Source organism: Saprospiraceae bacterium (assembly GCA_016709995.1).
In the GTDB taxonomy this organism is placed as follows: Bacteria; Bacteroidota; Bacteroidia; order Chitinophagales; family Saprospiraceae; genus JADJLQ01.
The window spans coordinates 2,885,309-2,904,788 of the sequence record JADJLQ010000001.1 but is presented as its reverse complement, the minus strand read 5'-3'; the positions used below and the strand labels follow the sequence as shown (position 1 = coordinate 2,904,788).

Sequence of the window (19,480 nt, the reverse complement as noted above, 5' to 3'; positions counted from 1 at the left end):
GACAATTTGACGAGTAAGGAATGAGCCGGGCTCAATAAAAGCCAGAAAGTCAGTATTTTTCTTAACTTTTGGGTGCAGGTTTTTTGGCAGCAAAATTTTGCCTGTTCCACCAATCATTTTCCAGATTGTTAAGATGAGTCTTACGGGCACCGCCCCAGCCATGTCGGACATTCGGATAAACCATCATCTCAAACTGCTTGCCGGTCAGTTGTAACTTTTCAATAAGGTGGAATGTATTTTGCATATGTACGTTGTCATCTGCACTACCATGTACAATAAATAATTTTCCTTTAAGTTGATCTGTATAATTCAATACATCGCCGGCTTCATAGCCTTCAGGATTGTCTTGTGGTGTGTCCATGTAGCGCTCTGTATATACATTGTCATATAATCTCCAATCGATGACGGGTGCAAAAGACATACCATGTGTAAATAAATTAGGAGCTTTGGTTAGAGCCAGCGCGGTCATATAACCACCATAACTGCCACCTTCGATGGCGATATGGGTAGTGTCTATGTAAGGTAATGTTTTGAGCCATTCTGCGACCTTACTATAATCGTGGATTTCCCATTTGCCAAGGTTGCGGTGCATAAAATCCAATCCTTTTTTGCCAAACTTACCGGAGGCCCGGTGATCTGTGGATAATGTGATGACTCCCTGGTTGAGCAATTTATTTTGGGTATTGTCACGGTAGGCATTTCTTAAGGTGCCTGCATCAGGACCACCATAAATACTGAATATCACGGGATATACTTTGCCCGCTGCTTTGCCTTCTTCAAAGTCTGCCGGTAGCGTCCATACTACCGGCAGATCGAATCCATCGCCAGAGGGCACGGTAAAATATTCGGTTTTGAGCCTTGCTATTTTGTTGGGATCGGGAGAAGATCCTATATCTCTTAGTTTTTTCCCTTCGGTAGTGGCCACATACATGGCTTTGGGTGATTGCAGACTACTCCAGGAATCAATAAAGTAAGTACCTCCCGGAGATAAGCTCGCCTGATGAGTACCCTCTCCCTGAGACAATTGTTTTAAAGAGGATCCGTCCAGTTTGATGCTGTATAACTGTTTGTTGAGTGCGAAGTCACCAGTACCAGTAAACAGGATTCTGTTTTTAGATTCGTCTACTTCTACGATGTCATTGATCCTCCATTTATATTTAGTCAGTTGGCGGACTTGTTTGGATTGTTGGTCATATTTATAAATATTCCACCATCCATCTAAAGGGTGGATCATCAAAAAACTATTATCTTTTAAAAACCAGATATCTTCATGAAATTCTACCCACGTAGGATATTTTTCATCAAATAAAAATGTCTTGGATTTTTGCTGAATATCATAACTGTAAAAGCTAAGGTGAGTCTGATCCCGATTGAGTTCCTGAAAAATCAACTGTTTGCTGTCAGGTGTCCAGAAAGGCCAGGCAGTATACATGTCTGCTGTGGCATCTTCCTCTATTTTTGTAATCGAACCGGTGCTCAGGTCCACGATCTCCATATGAACCAAAGGATTGGGATCTCCAGACTTAGGATAATGCTCCATCTCGAGACTGCCATGCACACCTTCAGATCTATACACTGGAAATTTTGGTACAGGGTTGTCATCTGAATGGAGATAGGCTATCCGGCTACCATCCGGGCTCCACCAGAATGCTCTGTATCTGGAAGATCTGCCCAGGATCTCTTCATAATAGACCCAGGAGGCATTGCCATTGTAAACATCTTCGTTGCCATCCGTGGTCAATTGTTGATGTAGATTTTTTTGAAGGGAGACCACCCAAAGATTTCCGCCTTTGACATATGCTATGCTTTTGCCGTCAGGAGAAAAAGCAGGGACTTTTTCTTCCAATGCATCCGAAGTCAAAGCACGCAAGGTTCCATCAAATAGAAAAAGATCATTTTGTTTTTTTAATAAATAATGTCCCTCTGGCGAAATACCCCAACTATAAGATCTGAGGCTATCTGGCAGCTTGATAGTTTGAGGCGCAATATATGGAGTACTCTGGCCTGAGGCTGCATTTACTTTATAGGTTCCGGTGACCATGTTATCCATCCTGGACTCGAGATAGTTATTGTCATCCAGCCAGCCGGTTATATTAGGAAGACTTTGTGTTTGTGCATGAAATAAAAAGCAAACGATCAAAGCTGTGAGGAATTGTTTCATATAAGGTAGAGATTGAAAATTTTTAATTTGGAGATTTATATAAACAAATTTTATGCTTCAAAAATGATGTTTTTTTTCTCCAATAAGAAATTTGAATTACAATTGAATACCAAAAGCTACTCAGTTTCTTTTAAAATCAAAGCAGTTGTCCGGTTGTAGATTTCTTGTGCGCGATCGGGACTGGAGCCGATAGACAGTATACCCAGCTTGCCATGTTGAGCAATGGCGCCAATCAGGTGGAACATGACTCCTTCCTGCGTAGTAGCATCAAAATGCAGGCCATTGCAGATAGCCACATCGATCAGATCTGTGGGGGTCAGTTTTTTGAAATTGTCATATGTCAGGGCGTCAGTAGCCATATAATACCTGGTCTGTCCATTGGGCATTATGTATTCGCCGGCTGTATAATTATAATGACCATTTGTGAGCAATTGTAACATGAGATAAGGATGGGTAGTGCCCCCTTTACGCAGATTGATTTCTATTGCATAGTGATCCCAATGATCGTCTTTTTTGACCGAGACAAAGTCTACGCCAAACCTACCCAATACGCCCAAGGTAGCCATGTGAGCAGCTACTTTATAACCAAGAACTCCTATTTCTTTTCTATATGCCGGATCAGCTGGAAACCTTGCCCCTAGATACACCTGGCCGGACTCTCCTCCCAGGATTTGATCGTGGGTAGACGCTATCTCTATCTCTTTCAGTGGATTGATGACACATTGCACAGAAGGGGAAGTCTTGATATCACCATCTATGAATGCTTCCAGCACACCGCCCATCGAAGCCATCTTAGAAAGGAATAGATCAATGGAGAGATCTTCTGCGACTGTTTTAAGATCATTCAACAAGCTATCTGATGTGACCTGTTTGTTTTCCTGATATTTATACACTGCATTGCCGTCACCAGAAAAACCTTCGTTGAGTTTGAGTACCGCCTTTCTAACCTCAGGATGTTCTGATTTTAATTGGTTTAAAGCATGAATCAGATCATCCACCGTGTATAAATTTTCAAAGCCTGGAGGCATTGGAATGCCAGCCTGCCGGAATATCTCCCGACTACCTGTCTTGGATCCCCAATGAGACAAGTCAGATGGACATCCATACAAGGGAAACCCCAGCGCTAATGCTAGTTTTTCCTCCAAAGGGGTAACATTAAAGGCAGCTATATGAGCTACATGATCCGCAGGCACCAAAGCTTTTATCTGGGTCAATAACCTTGGCTTGCTCAGTATCTTGGCAGTCAATGAAATGTTGGAACTGTCATAGCAGGACAGTAGGGTCAGTCGCTGCCTCGCATGCATCGCTGTCACTCCGGGGATCAAATGGAGGTAATAATCTACGATGACATCATCTATTGGGGTGCTGGTGATATAAATAACCCTCGTACGCGGCATGCGCAGGAGTAGGAGCAGGCAGAGCAATCGCTCTTCGTAATGTATATGACCAGATATTTTGGACAGAATCTCAGTATCCATTGTCAGGCTAGGCACAATGATGACCGTCTTAGGAGCCAGAGAGTTGGGAAACTGGATTTGAAATTGGCCTATCAGCTGCTCCTGTTGTTTTATAAATTGGTTTTTTTCTTGATCTGTGAGCATAAATTCTGAAAGTTGGTCCATCGGTAATCTATGATGTTTTTTTTCAATAAAATCAAATTCAAAGAAAACAATTTATAAATATATAGAGATTAAAATCATTATCTTCATTGAATTCATATCCCTTTTAAAAACGCTCTTCATATGTACCCGATCATATCAAAATGGACTATTCTGGACCACTTTCGGGATGAGGCTATCGCGGCACTCAAAGCTTTAGTCATAAAAGTTCAGCAAGCCGAGCCGGACACCTGGGCCTATACTGTGCATACTCCGGATTTTAACCAACCCAGCCTGCCAACACCCGCTGCCGGGGAGGTCATATTTTTTGAGATATACAAAGACGAAGCAGCTTTTCTTTCACATGTCAGTGGTCCGGTATTTACAGACTTCGTGGCTACATTTGGTGATATGTTTTTATCAAGTCATGGCAGGCCTTATACCACCCTGGAGATCATGATTCAGGAGGCAGGCTTTTTTAGACCGAATTGCCTGCCTTAAGCTTACAAGGTTTTTTGGTAGGTGCGTCTTCGTTTATGCTGTCGATACTCATATCCCTTCCAAAGCAGCTGCACCTGTACATTGGTCTCCAGTTCTGGATTGGACTCTACCTTTTTTATTCCATGCCGGATCGCGGCACTGGTGATCTCATAAAATATAAGTGCATGGACCCCTTTGTTTCGCCAGGCTGGGTCTGTGCCGATCAGATATAAGTCCAGGCGATCATTGTGACGCAAAGATCGCCACAGATGATACCAACCGGTGGGAAACAGCCTGCCCTTTGCTTTTTGAAGTGCTTTACTCACGGAAGGGAGCGCGATGCCAAAAGCTATCAGTTCATCGTGTGCATCAGCCACCAGGGATATAAACTCCGGTTTGAGAATTCGTGAATATTTACGAACATATAATTTGACTTGTTCTGGTTCGAAGGCAACAAATCCATGCAGATCCCGATGGGTCTTATTGATCAACTCAAACATTTTATACGCGTATTTGGTCGTTTCATCCTTACTACGGATTTGTATGGTATGAAGGTTGTACTTTTCTTTGAGGATATCATTGAATTTGATAAACCTTTCGGACAAGACTGTCGGACACTCTAGTTCGTGCTCTATCCAATCTACTGCTTTGGTATAGCCTATGGATTCCAGATGCGTAGCATAGTAGGGTGGATTGTACATGGTCGCCATGGTAGGAAGCTGATCAAAACCTTCGACCAACAAGCCTGCTTTGTCCAGGTTGGTAAAACTCATCGGACCCTCTATCTCCTGCATCTGTGATTGACGGGCCCAGGTCTCGATCACTTCAAGTAGAAGTTCGGTGACTGCCGGATCGTCTACTACATCATACCAGCCAAACCGGGCCTTTGACTTGCCATACAGTTTGTTTTCCCGGTGATTGATGATGCCCGCAACCCTGCCTTTGACGACATTATTTTCTATGACGACAAATAATTTGAGCTGGCAATGTTGTAGCACAGGATTGTGCACCGGTGAAAACATATCATATTCATCAGCCCACAATGGAGGTACCCAATAAGGATGGTCTTTATATAAGTCAAAAGGAAATTGGATAAATTGTTTTAATTCCTTTTTATGGAGATGATTTATTTCTACAAGTTCTAAACCCATTATTTATTTCTATTCAATAATTCTGTCAATAAAGTTTCGAGATTTGTTTTTCGACTTTGAGCGACTGAGATCGAGTCGAGTGCTTTCATTGATTTTTGGCCATAAGACTGAACCATGTTTTTGACAAATGAAGGCACCTGGTATTTTTCAAACAAATGTAATACGCCCGATATTTTTTCGTCAGAAGGTGTCTGTATTTGATACCAGTTTAATAGTTGATTGCGGTCAGTTTCGTTCGCTTCTTGCAGGCAGTGAATAAACAAAATGGTCTTTTTATTTTGCAGCACATCTCCACCTTTTATTTTGCCACTTGTAGGACTGAAAGCATCCAGATAGTCATCCATCAATTGGAATGAGATCCCGGCGTTGATACCCGTCAGATATAAGGCATCCAGATCACTGGCAGGCGCACCTGCTGTATATCCTCCCATCTGCAAAGATGCTCCCAGCAGCACGGCTGTCTTATCCTGGATCATCTGGATATATGCGGCTTCGCTCACGTTCATTGTCGATTCAAAATTGATATCCCGCTGCTGACCCTCACACACTTCTGCTCCGGTTTTGTTGAGCAATTTGATCATTGGTAATGCTTTAGAGGCATCATATCCGGCCAGGAGTTCATAAGAATGGATCAGCATCCAATCACCGGAGAGGATCGCAGCATTAAGATCATACTGCATATGGACGGTAGGATGATCGCGGCGCAGGGGAGATTCGTCCATGATATCGTCATGCATGAGCGAAAAATTGTGAAAAACCTCCATCGCTAAGGCCGCCGGCAAGGCCAGGTCTACTTCGTCGTGATAAAGTTGATGCGCCACCAGGGTACTCAGAGGCCTTATCCGCTTTCCACCAAGATCCATCAGGTATTGTGCCGGGGCATAAAGCTCTGCTACCGTACCCTTAAAAGCATGTGCTCTTCGATAAGATTCAAACAGTTGGCCCAGTTCTGGTAATGAAAGCATGGCGGAAAAATAAGGAAATCTTGCGGAGCAGCACAGACTGGATAGATTTTGGGGGTACCATTCATTTTATTGCTGCTGGCTATCTACTCGTTTGGCTCCAGGTTTATTTTCAATTTTCCTTCAGTGGGCTCCAGACATTAGAGTCAGAAGAACCAAATAAAACCTTTTGAAGGTGCAAAGGAAAATTTGTTCCAATGAGAAGAAAGTATTAGGGTAGACAAAATATTTTCCACGAAAATGCAGCATTTGGAAAATATTTTCTTTTAAAATAACCTCTTCTACAAAGCGTTTGAAGTCTACGACCCGGACAAGCCCTTATCTTGAAATTGCCTCATTGGGTTTTGAAAAGGTAGTATGATTGTCTTCAAAATTTAGTACTTCGCTTCATTTAAATTAGTTAAAGCTTATTCACGAGGATCCAAAATTTGACACCTCCAAATTATGTCATTGACCTACCCTCCTCCACCCAACATCGCAGCACCCACCACACCGGCACTATCTCCCAGCGCCGGCTTGAGTAACGGAGTATCACATCTATCATTGAACATATGATTTAAAATCTCGGCTTGCCCATATTCATAGAGTTCATCGATTTGGCCTACGCCTCCTCCTATCACGATGGCATCAGGGTCTATGAGGTTGACAATATAAGAACATGCCAGGCCAAAATTGTGCAGCATGCGATCACGCGTAGCGAGGGCATGTACATCATGACCGGAGCGCCAGGCTTGCACGATCTCCTTCATCGATTTTTTAAGACCCGATGTTTGGAAATAATAATTTTCAAGGGCTGGACCTGACATCACATTTTCGTTGCAACCTGTATGGCCGCAATAACAGACAATGTCATTGTCCTCAGTACGGATATGGCCAAACTCTCCTCCTATACCATGACGCCCATGGATCACCTGGCCATTGACCACCAATCCTCCACCGACTCCGGTACCCATGATGATGCCAAAGACTACCCTGGCACCCGGGATCTGCATCGGCACCGAGCCCAGCGTAGCTTCTGCGATCGCAAAACAATTGGCATCATTAGCCATAAAGAGTGGTATACCTAGTTTTTTTTGAAGGTCAGACTTAAAGGTCCGGTGATTGAGACAGGTCGTATTAGAGTTTTTGTGAATGAAGGTGATCGGATCATAACTGCCAGGAGTGCCAATGCCCAACTGGGTGGGAGACTCTCCGGTTTCTTTTTTAAGATCTTCTACCAGGTCTGCGATGCGATCGATGATATGATCATACCCATATTGGCTCTCTGTAGACACTCTTTGTCGGATGATAAAATCTGGCTGATCATTTTTTATACGCAGGACAGCACCTTCTATTTTGGTGCCGCCCAGGTCTATTCCCCATTTAAGTTGCGACATTTTTCTTCTTCTTTGGTTTGACTGGAAAATTAGGCTTTAGCACACTTACACCCAGAGGAGGGAGTTCTACCTCTAAGGAATGTGTCCTGAAATGTTTTGGCACTTCGATTACGGGGATAGGCTGGCTATTGACGATACCACTGCCCCAATATTTGCTGTCATCGGAATTAAATATTTCAGTATAACTATCACAGGGAGGGCAGCCTAATTGATATCCATGCCTTGGCACGGGAGTAAAATTGCAGATGATCATTAAGAAATCTTGTGGATCGCTGGATTTTCTGATATAGGAGATGACGGAAGAATCTACATCATTGCAATCCAACCATTCAAAACCTTCACTTTGATATTGATGTTCGTGTAAGGCTTTTTCTGACTGATAGAGGTGATTGAGTGCCTTCACTACATTTTGAACACCCAGATGTGAAAACTCACTCAATAAATTCCAGTCAAGGCTGCTGTCAAACTTCCATTCATGAAACTGAGCTATTTCGCCGCCCATAAAGAGTAGTTTGGATCCGGGATGAGTAAACATATAAGAAAACAAGGTCCGGAGGTTGGCAAACTGCTGCCAATAGTCACCGGGCATTTTATTGATCAGTGAAGCTTTGCCGTGTACGACCTCATCATGAGACAATGGCAAGGTAAAATTTTCGGTGAAGGCATACATCATACTAAAGGTGAGGGTGTTCTGATGATAACGCCTAAAGAAAGGATCAGTCTTGAAATACCGCAAGGTGTCGTTCATCCATCCCATCATCCACTTGAGCCCAAAGCCGAGTCCTCCCATAAATACCGGCCTGGACACCCTCGCAAAAGAAGTAGATTCCTCCGCAATAGTCTGCACATCAGGAAAAGCAACATATACTGCTTCGTTAAAATCTTTGAGAAAGGAGATAGCAGCCAGATTCTCATTGCCACCGTAGATATTGGGTTCCCAGCCGCCAGCTTCTCTGGAATAATCCAGGTATAACATGGAGGCTACAGCGTCTACCCGTAGACCATCGATATGATATTGATGCAACCAAAATATTGCACTGGAGATCAAAAAAGACCTCACTTCGTTGCGCTCATAGTTAAATATCAAACTTTTCCAATCCTGGTGGTATCCTTTGCGAAGATCAGGATGCTCATAGACCGCAGTGCCATCAAATTTGCCCAGGCCGTGGGCATCTTCAGGAAAGTGCGAAGGTACCCAATCGAGGATTACTCCTATTCCTTCAGCATGAAACGCATCGATCAATCGTTTAAAATCCTGCGGGGTGCCAAATCGACTCGTAGGAGCATAAAACCCGGTGATCTGATATCCCCAGCTGGGAGTGTAGGGGTGTTCCATCACCGGCATCAGCTCGACATGTGTAAATCCCATCTCTTTGACATAGGGTACTAACTGGTCTATATGCTCCTGGTAGCTAAACGGTCGGTCTTCATGCCACGGTCTTCGCCAGCTGCCCAGGTGTACTTCGTAGACTGACATGGGTTGAGAAAGTTTTTGTTTTTCTTTCCTGGTCTCCATCCAATGTCCATCGGACCAGGTGTAGTCAATAGGCCACACCAATGATGCTGTGTATGGAGGATGCTCACAATAGCGGGCATATGGATCTGCTTTTTCAGTGACCACGCCGTCATGGTTGGAAAAGATCCTATACTTATATTTATCACCTTGCTTGAGGCCGGGTACAAATCCTTCCCAGATGCCCGAGGCATCCCACCTCACCTGGAGTATATGTTGGTCTCCTGCCCAAAAATTGAAGTCGCCTATCACAGTCACCACCTTGGCAGCTGGTGCGTAGACCGCAAAATACACTCCCATTTCCCCATCATGCTCAACGATATGAGATCCAAAGTGCTCATACAATCTGAAGTGTTTGCCGGATTTAAACAAACTGATATCGAAGTCTGTAAATCGCGAATATGGTTTTACATGGTTTGGCATGGTGGAAAGTTAAGCAATTAGATGGAAGGGGTAAAATCGGGTTTAAAACTTTTTAGAATAACCGTCGGATTAATTTTAAAGTATCTTTAGGGGAAGTTATTAAAATGGTATTGCAAGGTAGCTGATGGTCACAGAAACTGAAAATATTTTCAAAAGGTTTTGACTCCACTAAAAAAAAAGTATTTGGCTTAGAAAGAGGTCATTTACTTGAATAAAAAAGTAATCATATCGCTATAATCACAACCTATGTGTGGAAGATCTTCACTGACTAAAACCGAGAAAGAGCTGGAAGAGCGCTTCCAGGCTAGTTTTTATTCTGAAGACCTGGAGCGATACAATCCATTGCCCAATTTTAATGTTGCGCCTACGCATGTAATGCCGGTGATAGCCAACAATGATCCGCAACACTTCCGACCGATGCGTTGGGGTCTCATCCCTTTCTGGGCAAAAGATCAAAAAGTAGGCTATAAAATGATCAATGCCCGTATCGAAACAGTAGAAGAAAAATCTTTTAAGCAAGCTTTGGAAAGACGAAGGTGTATCGTGCCTGTAGATGGTTTTTATGAATGGAAAACGATCGGTAAAAAGAAAAAACCCTATCGCATAGTGGTAGAGCATGGCAAACTATTTGCCATAGCGGGACTTTGGGAAAAATGGAAATCTCCGCAGGGTGAAGTCATTGAATCATTTACCCTCATCACCCAGCCTGCTAATAAAATGATGTCGGCCATCCATGATCGCATGCCCGCCATCTTATTGCCCGGACAGGAAAAACTATGGATCGATCCAACTCTCTCCGTCAAAGAAGCATTGCTATTGATCATCCCATATCCTGATGACGAAATGTCTGCATATCCTGTGAGTGAAAGAGTCGGTAAAGTGAGTGAAAATGACGCGTCATTGATAGAAGAAGTAAAAGTCGGAGACCAAAGTGAACAAATAGATTTATTCAGTGGAAGCTGAAGTGATGGTAATTCATCTGTTTTCAGTTGTTTTGATACTCAAAAATTCCTTCGTATTTTCCCAAGATGAATAAAAGGGAATTTATAAAAAGCATAAGTAAAGCAGGATTGATGTCCGGTACTTTTATGTCGACCCTCGACAAGTTAATGGCTTCCAACGAACTGCGAAGTGCCAATGACTTGTCTACCGACGAAGATTTTTGGGCTAAAGTGCGTGAAGGATATCGTCTGAAACCTGACTACATCAATCTTGAAAACGGATACTACTGCATCATGCCGCAGGAGATCATGGATCGGCATATCCAAAGGGAGAGAGAGGTCAACTTCCAGGGATCATGGTATATGCGAAACCACCGTTTAAAAGACAATATAGAAATCAGAAAAAAACTTGCCCAGGTTGTCGGTGCCAAAACTGAAGAAGTCATCCTCACCCGCAATGCAACCGAATCACTCGATACCATTATCGCAGCATATGATTGGCGACCAGGTGATGAAGCTGTAATGGCTATACAAGACTATGGCTCTATGCTGGACATGTTCCGATTGCAGGCTCGCCGATATGGGCTGGTCAATAAAAAAGTTGATGTGCCATTGCATCCCAAAGATGATGAGGAGATCGTGTCCTTATATGAAAAAGCAATCACGCCCAATACCAGGCTGCTTATGGTCAGTCATATGATCAATATCACCGGCCAAATACTGCCTATCCAGAAGATCTGTGCGATGGCCCATACACACGGAGTCGATGTACTCGTAGACGGAGCTCATTGTGTAGGCCATTTTGAATACAGCATCTCTTCATTAGATTGTGATTATTATGCAAGCAGCTTGCATAAATGGCTCAGTACCCCTTTGGGTGCAGGATTATTGTATGTACGACAAGATAAAATCAATAATTTGTGGCAAATGTTTGGTGACACCGGCTATAAGGATGATGATATACGCAAGTTAAACCATACCGGCACACCTCCTGTACATACTCACCTGGCAGTAATGGATGCTATCGATTATTATAATTTGATAGGTCCTGCGAGGAAGGAAGCAAGGATGAGATATCTGCAGCAATACTGGACAACTCAAGTGCGCGATTTGCCCCATATCGATCTGAATACACCTGAAGACCCATCCAGATCCTGTGGCATAGCCAATGTTGGTGTTAAAGGCATGAAGCCGGCTGATCTGGCGAAAACATTGCTGGAAAAATATAAAATCTTTACTGTGGCGATCGATGGTGCCAATGTACATGGTTGCAGGATATCCCCCAATATCTATACCACCACAGCAGAACTTGATACCTTTATAGCTGCGCTGAAAGAAATGAGTACGTAATAGGCTGCTGATGGATTCATTGACACATATAGTACTGGGTGGCTGTCTTGGTCACCTTGCCCTGGGCAAAAAAGCGGGTAGAAAGGCAGTGGTGTGGGGTGCCATCGCAGATACCATTCCTGATTTGGATGTATTTGCAGGCTTTTGGGTGCATCCTGTAGATTCATTATTGATCCATCGGGGATTTACTCACTCTATCCTGTTTGCCATTTTGTGCTCGATCTTTGGAGGTTGGGGGCTGAGTCAATGGTATAAAAAATATGAGATTCCATGGAAAGACTGGTCCCTGGTGATGGCGTTAGGACTAAGCTCTCATTTATTTATAGATTCATTGACCAATTACGGGACAGGACTGTTAGAGCCTTTTTCCAACATTAGATTTGCATATACCACGATTTTTATAGCTGATCCGGCATTCACCTTGCCTATGTTGATGGCTTTTGTGGTGCTTTTGAGAAAAAAACCATCCATTGATACTAAGACTACATGGGCAAAATATGCGATCGTGATCTCTTCCATCTATCTGGTCTGGACTTTTATTAACCGCTCACATTTTGAAACCTTATTTAAGAATCAATTTCAAGTGCAAAAGCTGAGTATTTCAGATCAGAGCCTCACTCCGGGGCCCCTTAATAATGTCCTTTGGAGCACCATGGCAAGGTCCGACTCAGGGTATTACTCAGGGTATCATTCATTATTGGGCAAAGACCCTAATGTAAAATTTACCTTCATTCCAGCCAATGATCAGCTCTCCGAAGGCTTTGGGTCGCAGGAAGAATATCTCAAGCTGAAGCGGTTTGCCAAAGGTTATTCCTGTATCAGCCTCATGGATGGTACACCTTACTTTCACGACCTGAGGTTTGGCACTTCAACCGGATGGACTGATCAATTGGGCCGATTTACATTCAGTTATCCCCTGGAGCGTCAGGCTGGAGATACTGCTCATCTGATCAAAGTCAACCCCTGGCCCCAGGGCGGATTTGAAGCTATGGGTGCCTTATGGCAGAAGATCAAAGGAAATTGATTGTATTGTGAAATTGATCAATTTGAGTCTGACAACTCTTTTTTTCCGATCTTTGCACCCTCTTTCAAAAAAATAATACAGGTACATTATGAGGTCGATAGTTGTTTTATGTTTAGGATTATTGAGTTTTCACTTGGTTCAAGCCCAAGGCGCTCATCTTGGCTTGCGCATTGGACTCAACTCAGCCCATTTTCAAGGTACTGCAGAAGAAAACTCTTCTTTTAGCAATTTGCCGGGATTCCATGTCGGACCTACCTTTTCCTATGGTTTTACAGATATCATGGGTCTTCGGGGTGAACTCATCTTTTCTCAGAAAGGATCGAAATATACTTACGATGGACCGAGTTATTTTACGATTAGAAAGAATGGTCAGTTTATTACGACCAGTGGTACCCGCAATATGAGCGTGGCGATAAACAATAATTATATTGATGTCCCGCTGATGTTTTACACTTTATTGTTTGAAAGGTTGGATGTATCTGTCGGCGGATATGCTTCCATCCTGGTCGGGTCTACTGGTAGAGGGGATCTGAACTATTCAGGTAAAAGAGATAACAGCAATGCCGTAGTAGGACCTATTAAGTTCCTGTTGGATCAAAATTTCTTTAGAGACAAAGCAGGCACTACTTCTTCGACTGCTACGCAGACCATCAAACTGGAGGGTGACCAAATCGTATTGCCGGAGAGATTGGGGGCTTATTATGAGTATAAGACCAAACCGGATGGTAGTAAATACAATGTATTGGACTATGGTCTATGTGGTGCCCTTCATTATAGATTGAGCAGTGGATTGTATGCAGGTGTCCGATATCAGTTGGGGTTGTCTGATGTATCAAATGATGATTTTGACATTAGTTATAAGTCCCTCGATCAGGCGAAGGAGTTTAATCTCATTCCGGCTAAATATCTAAATCGAAGTTTGCAGTTTTCTATTATGCTGCAGTTATAGATCGTTTCCTTTCTAGTTTATGCCTACATTAAAAAGGTACATAGAGATCGTGGTGCAAGCTCTGCGCGGAGAAGAGACTGACTACACTCAAGGCAATATGCGGACTGCGATCGTGCTCCTGGCTATCCCTATGATCCTGGAGCTGAGCCTCGAGAGTGTCTTTGCCGTCGTTGATATGTTTTTCGTGGGTAAGCTGGGATCCGGAGCCATCGCGACTGTTGCATTGACAGAGGCTGTGGTCACCCTGATTTATTCTGCTGCGATCGGCTTGAGTACTGCTGCTACCGCGATGGTCGCTCGCAGGATCGGCGAAAAGGATCCCGAAGCCGCCAGTCATGCTGCAGTACAATCGCTTATGATCTCACTGTTGGTCACTACGGTTATTAGTATACTTGGGGTAATCTACGCGGAAGATATCCTAAAATTTATGGGTGCTCAACCCGATGTAGTTGCACAAGGACATATTTTTTCCAAAATCATGCTGGGCGGCAGTGTGGCCATCATATTATTGTTTTTGATCAATGGTATCTATCGGGGGGCGGGTGATGCAGCGATGGCGATGCGCAGCCTTTGGATAGCAAGTGGGTTGAATATCATACTATGTCCCATCATGATCTACGGACTGGGCTCATGGCAGGGGTTTGGTTTGACAGGGGCAGCTATTGCCACCACTATTGGGCGGAGTTCAGGGGTAGTCTACCAGTGTTACCATTTATTTAAAGGAAGAGGTCCAATCAAAATCAAACTGAGCCAATTCAAAATTGATTGGCCGGTCATGAAAGGGTTGATCGACATCGCCTGGCCAGCTACTTTACAATTCGTCATAGCTTCCGGAAGCTGGATCATCTTAGCCAAAATCGTTGCTGAGACAGGTGGTACTGATGCAAGTGCTGGGTATCAGATAGCTATCAGAAATGTGGTCTTTTTTATTCTCCCTGCCTGGGGATTGAGCAATGCAGCTGCCACTTTGGTGGGTCAAAACCTCGGTGCTAAGCAACCAGAACGTGCAGAACAATCGGTATTGCTCACCGCGAGATACAATGTTTATTTCATGATCTTCGTGACCTTGTTGTTCCTTGGCTTGCCTGGTCCTATCATCAGGATATTTTCAGAACAACCTGAAGTAGTCCGTGTAGGCATTCAATCGCTAAGGATCATCGGCACCGGATATATTTTTTACGGGATAGGTATGGTGATGATGCAGGCCTTTAACGGAGCAGGGGATACACGCACGCCAACCTGGATTAATTTTGTTGGGTTCTGGTGTTTTCAGATACCCCTGGCTTATGTCTTGTCTAAACCATTTGGTATGGGGTCGACCGGAGCCTTTATATCGATCCCGGTGGCTGAGACGGCTATTGCATTGGCATGTTATTATTTTTTCAGAAAAGGTAGGTGGAAAGAGATTAAGGTGTAAATCGAGTCCATGATCTCAATAATCTTCGCTCCATTGCGTCTGCCTGCAGGCAAGCCTTTGCTTCTTAGCGCGCCATATATTGATATGATGACAAATTCGTTACGCTTGCCTTTGCTCTTTGCGCGCCATTTAAAAATCAATAACTTTACCTTCAATGATTGAAATAAAACCTATCGAGATCTCTGTCAATGCAACAAAAGAAGCCATCGATAGAAGTTATCTTCATCAGCAACAATACATTTTGCAAGCCGGTAAGTCTGACATAAATGACCGGATCAAAAGGCTAAAACAGCTGCGAAGTGTTTTTGTTGGGTATCGCACACAATTGCAGGAGGCCATGTACAATGACTTCCATAAACCTAAGTCTGAAGTAGATCTGGCCGAAATCTTCGTCGTACTTAACGAGCTCAATCATACCATTAGAAAGTTAAAGACCTGGGCAGGAAAACATCGGGTAGGTACTCCCTGGTTTTTATTTGGTGCCTCGAGTTATGTACACTATGAAGCCAAAGGGCATTGTATGGTAGTATCACCCTGGAATTTTCCTATTCAACTTACACTGGTACCTTTAATTCACTCTTTTGCCGCAGGCAATGTGACGCTCATCAAACCCTCAGAGTTTACCCCGTTTACGATTAAAATAGTCAGGCAAATTGTGGAGGAAGTATTCAGTCCTGAAGAAGCGGTCATCATTGAAGGTGATTCCTCCGTAGGAGCCTATCTTTTGTCTTTAAAATTTAATCATATATTTTTTACCGGCAGTCCAAAAATTGGAAAAAAAGTCATGAAAGCGGCTGCAGACCATTTGTGTTCTGTGACCCTGGAGCTGGGGGGCAAATCACCACTGATTATTGATGCTTCTGCTGACCTGGAGCTGGCAAGCATCTCTACGGCTGCTTCCAAATTTATCAATGCCGGCCAGTTTTGTATTTCTCCGGATTATATTTACATAGAGGCAAGTATCAAAAATAAATTTGTATCAGCTTTTATCGAACAAATAAATTATCGTTTTGGGCAGGATGATCAGGCAAGGGTAGAAGGAGATTATTCGCGTATTGTCAATGGACCTCATTTTTCAAGAGTAAGTACCCTGATCCAGGATGCTGTAGACAAAGGGGCTTCTATACTGTATGGAGGTAAGCTGGGGGAAAAGGAATATATAGGTCCGACAATCCTTGAAAACGTGACAGAAGATATGTCTATTTGTTCTACTGAAATATTCGGACCTATTCTGTACATCAAAACTTTTCAAAACATTCAGGAGGTAATAGATCAAGTCAATCAAGGGGAAAAACCACTTGCCTTATACTTATTCAGCAAGAACAAAAAAGTAAAACAGCAGGTGCGTAAAGAAATTTCTGCAGGGGGAATGGGGATCAACACGATCTCTACGCATTATTACAATTATAACCTGCCTTTTGGAGGTGTTAATAATAGCGGTATGGGGAAGGCACATGGTTTTTATTCTTTCCAGGAGTTTTCAAATGCAAAAGGTGTGTTTTATCAATGGTTGAGCAAACCTGGTATCATGGCGATGTTTCCTCCTTTTGATAAATTGACCAGGAGACTAATTGATTTATTGATAAAAATTCATAGCTGATCTTTGATGTCTATGTCGTTGCCAAACCAGCATTACTTTCGAGCATGTAACTCATCGATATCAATCGCCAGGTACAAATAGGTGCTGATCCTTTCCTCGTCAATGTCCTTTAGTGACTTAAAATCATGATAGGCGACTTGTTTTCTATCTCCCATATCGAGATAGCCGGTCTGATCTTGCAGCAGATGGCCATTGGTAAATCCTAACCGTACACCATCATACATTTTTGTCTTTCCCCAAAGCACCGACCCGGGCCATAAAAAGCAGATGTCTTTATTTATTTTATAGAAGGGCACTTGAAAGGAAAGTCTTTCTCTGGCCTGTGGAGCATGTTCCTGGATGATGGATCGGAGCTTGATCAATAGTTTTCTTTCATCCTCCGGTAAATAATCTATTAAATCAGCAATGTGTTTAAAAGATACATTTTGCATTTTTTGCTTTTCCTTCACAGCAGCCGATGATTTAATTCAATTTATTTAGCCATTAATATTGCTTCGGGGATTTGAGTGATGGGCGTGATGGTCATCTCCCGATAATAGATCTCAGCACCTTCCGATTGAATCTGGATTTTGCCTTTGGTCAACGGGGTCTCTACACCATCCCTGATATGTCTTGAGTTGAGCAAAACCATATTGACTTTGCCATTGATCATATGGATAGCGGTACCTCCCAGGCAATATAGATCCAGGGTGTTCCACTGACCGGTAGGGAGTTCAGGGTCTACGTTTTTCACACAATGTCTTCCAATAGGATTGTCTACATTAAAAGTCATGATTGCTCCCTGCGGGTCATACACATAGTCCCCTTTGGCATTTTTGGTCGCCCTGATATCAAAAGATGCACGATCTAATCCCCAATAGTCTCCGCAATCGTGCTCCTGGACCTGGAATTCCTGTGATCGCATCCAGAATCCCCAGTCCACTCCATGCGGACCCACTGCATGATACAGGATGCCACTGTCCATACGGGATTTGTCTTTTGGAGGCCACTTGAGTGTGCCCCACTTAAACTTGCACTGAAAATGGTAGTTAGCATATTCTTCTTTGGTAGAGATGCCTCCAAATCGCTCTCCGGTGATATGGATGGCTTTGAGCCCGTCAGTTTCAGCTACTGAAAATACATTTTGTACCGGGTTGAGCCCCAATGCAGGTACATCGGCTCTATGTTTGCCATCAGCGTCTAATCCCGGGCCTATATAGACATCCCAATTGCTGAGATCTTTGAGATTAAATAGTTGAATCGTTTTTGTTCCCGCTACAGAAGGAGCACTCTTATGGGTACAATTGCCCATAACCAAAATGGCAGCCAGGATCGTAAGAATTTGTTTCATTGAAAGTTTAAGATTTTAGAAAAGATTTTAAAAATGGAATCAACTGTACTGCTAATATCTGATGATCTTCTTTGCTGGGATGATAAGAGCAACCGCCTGGTACCATCGTCTGGAATTGAAATATTTTTATCGGGGGACGATTGATTTTGAGACTATTGTATCGGAGAGCAATCTGATTTAAATGTCGAATTAATCTGGCTGATTTTTCACCAGATAGCATAGGGCTGGCGATCAGTACGATTTGGGGAGTCCGATATTGAGTATAGACTGTATTGACAAGCTCAAGATATCTGTCTATAAATGTAACCGAATCAAAAGGATTACGATGCTGGACGCCGTCACCATCCGAAAAGTCATTGGTTCCAAGACAAATGCTGACAATATCAGGCGTGTACTCACCAAAATTCCACAATTGAGTGCTATCAGTGCCGAGCTCCAGGTTAGTGTATACATCAGGCATGACAGGTCCCTCACTGTTCCAATTGCGATAAGCGCCTATGCCACTGACCGCACTAAGCATAGGTATTGCATTTAAAGCCCTTGCAGTGATGCATGCATATGAAAAATAGGCATTGTGCTGATCGTACCACTGGCCGGCGCCGCATGAAAGATAGGAAGTATCACTGCCCATGCCACAGGTGATGGAGTTGCCGATGAATTCAATGCGATAAGGTGAAGAAGCCTGCGTGGTCAACAATCGTGGCGCTTCAATGGACTGAATCGATATCCTGCCATTTTGTGCCTCAGTCGCTTTAAATACTTTTACCACATGCCTTTGTTGCAGCTTAGCCCCAATCCTGATACGTTGACCTGCAACATCAGAGATTTTGTATCTTCCTACGTATTGTCCATCTAATTCTATGGAGGCGTATCCATGGTTGCCAGGCCCTGACAAATTATTAAACAAAATGCTACAACTATCTCCTTCGTAATCAAATACAATACCTGAGGCAGAAGTAATCAATTCTAAACCGTTTTCACTTACGAAAGTTCTACCAAAATGACGGATGCGAGCATCCGTCAGCTCATATTTGACAGGGGTAGCATGCTTGCAGCCCAAGCTTATGATCAATGTCACGACTACAAAAAACGTAAAGTACTTACCCATCTTAAAACTTAAAGGGATAAGTTTACAGAATTCAATTCATTATCAGGCAGATATACGGTTAAAATTATACTATTAGATAAAATCGTAAAAAAATCAG

At 43.2% G+C, this 19,480-nt stretch carries 16 protein-coding genes; 7 read left to right on the top strand and 9 right to left on the bottom strand.

The window, feature by feature from the left end:
• Positions 1 to 61: 61 nt before the first annotated feature.
• Together IPJ09_12265 and IPJ09_12260 are read right to left on the bottom strand one after the other, a co-directional pair.
• A complete protein-coding gene (locus IPJ09_12265; protein MBK7372191.1) occupies positions 62 to 2,161 on the bottom strand; it encodes a DPP IV N-terminal domain-containing protein in 2,100 nt (699 codons plus the stop codon).
• Between the two features lie 116 nt (positions 2,162 to 2,277).
• A complete protein-coding gene (locus tag IPJ09_12260; GenBank protein ID MBK7372190.1) occupies positions 2,278 to 3,783 on the bottom strand; it encodes an ATP-grasp domain-containing protein in 1,506 nt (501 codons plus the stop codon).
• 120 nt (positions 3,784 to 3,903) lie between these two features.
• On the opposite strand from IPJ09_12260, the gene IPJ09_12255 reads away from it, so the two are divergent.
• Complete coding sequence (locus tag IPJ09_12255) at positions 3,904 to 4,260, top strand: antibiotic biosynthesis monooxygenase (protein MBK7372189.1); 357 nt, start codon at positions 3,904 to 3,906, stop codon at positions 4,258 to 4,260.
• 2 nt (positions 4,261 to 4,262) lie between these two features.
• Here IPJ09_12255 and IPJ09_12250 read toward each other — a convergent pair whose 3' ends face one another.
• The 4 genes from IPJ09_12250 to glgB form a co-directional block, all read right to left on the bottom strand.
• Positions 4,263 to 5,390 carry a hypothetical protein gene (locus tag IPJ09_12250; GenBank protein MBK7372188.1) on the bottom strand — a complete coding sequence of 376 codons (1,128 nt, stop codon included), beginning with the start codon at positions 5,388 to 5,390 and terminating at the stop codon, positions 4,263 to 4,265.
• Positions 5,390 to 6,355, bottom strand: coding sequence for a polyprenyl synthetase family protein (locus tag IPJ09_12245; protein ID MBK7372187.1), 966 nt, complete (start codon positions 6,353 to 6,355; stop codon positions 5,390 to 5,392). Before IPJ09_12245 ends, IPJ09_12250 begins: the two co-directional genes overlap by 1 nt.
• Before the next feature lie 452 nt (positions 6,356 to 6,807).
• Positions 6,808 to 7,728 carry an ROK family protein gene (locus tag IPJ09_12240; protein ID MBK7372186.1) on the bottom strand — a complete coding sequence of 307 codons (921 nt, stop codon included), beginning with the start codon at positions 7,726 to 7,728 and terminating at the stop codon, positions 6,808 to 6,810.
• A complete protein-coding gene (gene glgB / locus IPJ09_12235) occupies positions 7,715 to 9,664 on the bottom strand; it encodes a 1,4-alpha-glucan branching protein GlgB (GenBank protein ID MBK7372185.1) in 1,950 nt (649 codons plus the stop codon). Before glgB ends, IPJ09_12240 begins: the two co-directional genes overlap by 14 nt.
• Before the next feature lie 246 nt (positions 9,665 to 9,910).
• On the opposite strand from glgB, the gene IPJ09_12230 reads away from it, so the two are divergent.
• The 6 genes from IPJ09_12230 to IPJ09_12205 all read left to right on the top strand — a co-directional run bounded on the left by IPJ09_12230 (position 9,911) and on the right by IPJ09_12205 (position 16,945).
• Positions 9,911 to 10,627, top strand: a complete 717-nt coding sequence (locus IPJ09_12230) for an SOS response-associated peptidase (GenBank protein ID MBK7372184.1) — start codon at positions 9,911 to 9,913, stop codon at positions 10,625 to 10,627.
• Between the two features lie 65 nt (positions 10,628 to 10,692).
• Entirely contained in the window at positions 10,693 to 11,955 is a 1,263-nt protein-coding gene (locus tag IPJ09_12225) for an aminotransferase class V-fold PLP-dependent enzyme (GenBank protein ID MBK7372183.1), read from the top strand.
• 10 nt (positions 11,956 to 11,965) lie between these two features.
• Positions 11,966 to 12,979 carry a metal-dependent hydrolase gene (locus tag IPJ09_12220; GenBank protein MBK7372182.1) on the top strand — a complete coding sequence of 338 codons (1,014 nt, stop codon included), beginning with the start codon at positions 11,966 to 11,968 and terminating at the stop codon, positions 12,977 to 12,979.
• Positions 12,980 to 13,067: 88 nt separating this feature from the next.
• Positions 13,068 to 13,928, top strand: a complete 861-nt coding sequence (locus IPJ09_12215) for a PorT family protein (protein MBK7372181.1) — start codon at positions 13,068 to 13,070, stop codon at positions 13,926 to 13,928.
• A 19-nt stretch (positions 13,929 to 13,947) separates the two neighbouring features.
• Positions 13,948 to 15,345 carry an MATE family efflux transporter gene (locus IPJ09_12210; protein ID MBK7372180.1) on the top strand — a complete coding sequence of 466 codons (1,398 nt, stop codon included), beginning with the start codon at positions 13,948 to 13,950 and terminating at the stop codon, positions 15,343 to 15,345.
• Between the two features lie 154 nt (positions 15,346 to 15,499).
• Entirely contained in the window at positions 15,500 to 16,945 is a 1,446-nt protein-coding gene (locus IPJ09_12205) for an aldehyde dehydrogenase family protein (protein MBK7372179.1), read from the top strand.
• A gap of 32 nt (positions 16,946 to 16,977) precedes the next feature.
• Here the strand turns inward: IPJ09_12205 and IPJ09_12200 are convergent, their stop codons facing one another.
• The 3 genes from IPJ09_12200 to IPJ09_12190 are packed head-to-tail and all read right to left on the bottom strand — an operon-like array spanning position 16,978 to position 19,383.
• A complete protein-coding gene (locus IPJ09_12200) occupies positions 16,978 to 17,376 on the bottom strand; it encodes a DUF1801 domain-containing protein (protein ID MBK7372178.1) in 399 nt (132 codons plus the stop codon).
• Positions 17,377 to 17,417: 41 nt separating this feature from the next.
• Positions 17,418 to 18,275, bottom strand: a complete 858-nt coding sequence (locus tag IPJ09_12195) for a DUF1080 domain-containing protein (GenBank protein MBK7372177.1) — start codon at positions 18,273 to 18,275, stop codon at positions 17,418 to 17,420.
• A 7-nt stretch (positions 18,276 to 18,282) separates the two neighbouring features.
• Positions 18,283 to 19,383, bottom strand: coding sequence for a GDSL family lipase (locus tag IPJ09_12190; GenBank protein MBK7372176.1), 1,101 nt, complete (start codon positions 19,381 to 19,383; stop codon positions 18,283 to 18,285).
• Between the last annotated feature and the right edge of the window lie 97 nt (positions 19,384 to 19,480).

Coding starts and splice junctions, on each gene's coding strand:
- IPJ09_12220 (MBK7372182.1), top strand. CDS start 11,966: ATGGATTCATTGACACATATAGTACTGGGTGGCTGTCTTGGTCACCTT.
- IPJ09_12215 (MBK7372181.1), top strand. CDS start 13,068: ATGAGGTCGATAGTTGTTTTATGTTTAGGATTATTGAGTTTTCACTTG.
- IPJ09_12190 (MBK7372176.1), bottom strand. CDS start 19,383: ATGGGTAAGTACTTTACGTTTTTTGTAGTCGTGACATTGATCATAAGC.
- IPJ09_12230 (MBK7372184.1), top strand. CDS start 9,911: ATGTGTGGAAGATCTTCACTGACTAAAACCGAGAAAGAGCTGGAAGAG.
- IPJ09_12240 (MBK7372186.1), bottom strand. CDS start 7,728: ATGTCGCAACTTAAATGGGGAATAGACCTGGGCGGCACCAAAATAGAA.
- IPJ09_12205 (MBK7372179.1), top strand. CDS start 15,500: ATGATTGAAATAAAACCTATCGAGATCTCTGTCAATGCAACAAAAGAA.
- IPJ09_12245 (MBK7372187.1), bottom strand. CDS start 6,355: ATGCTTTCATTACCAGAACTGGGCCAACTGTTTGAATCTTATCGAAGA.
- IPJ09_12250 (MBK7372188.1), bottom strand. CDS start 5,390: ATGGGTTTAGAACTTGTAGAAATAAATCATCTCCATAAAAAGGAATTA.
- IPJ09_12265 (MBK7372191.1), bottom strand. CDS start 2,161: ATGAAACAATTCCTCACAGCTTTGATCGTTTGCTTTTTATTTCATGCA.
- IPJ09_12210 (MBK7372180.1), top strand. CDS start 13,948: ATGCCTACATTAAAAAGGTACATAGAGATCGTGGTGCAAGCTCTGCGC.
- IPJ09_12195 (MBK7372177.1), bottom strand. CDS start 18,275: ATGAAACAAATTCTTACGATCCTGGCTGCCATTTTGGTTATGGGCAAT.
- IPJ09_12260 (MBK7372190.1), bottom strand. CDS start 3,783: ATGGACCAACTTTCAGAATTTATGCTCACAGATCAAGAAAAAAACCAA.
- IPJ09_12200 (MBK7372178.1), bottom strand. CDS start 17,376: ATGCAAAATGTATCTTTTAAACACATTGCTGATTTAATAGATTATTTA.
- glgB (MBK7372185.1), bottom strand. CDS start 9,664: ATGCCAAACCATGTAAAACCATATTCGCGATTTACAGACTTCGATATC.
- IPJ09_12225 (MBK7372183.1), top strand. CDS start 10,693: ATGAATAAAAGGGAATTTATAAAAAGCATAAGTAAAGCAGGATTGATG.
- IPJ09_12255 (MBK7372189.1), top strand. CDS start 3,904: ATGTACCCGATCATATCAAAATGGACTATTCTGGACCACTTTCGGGAT.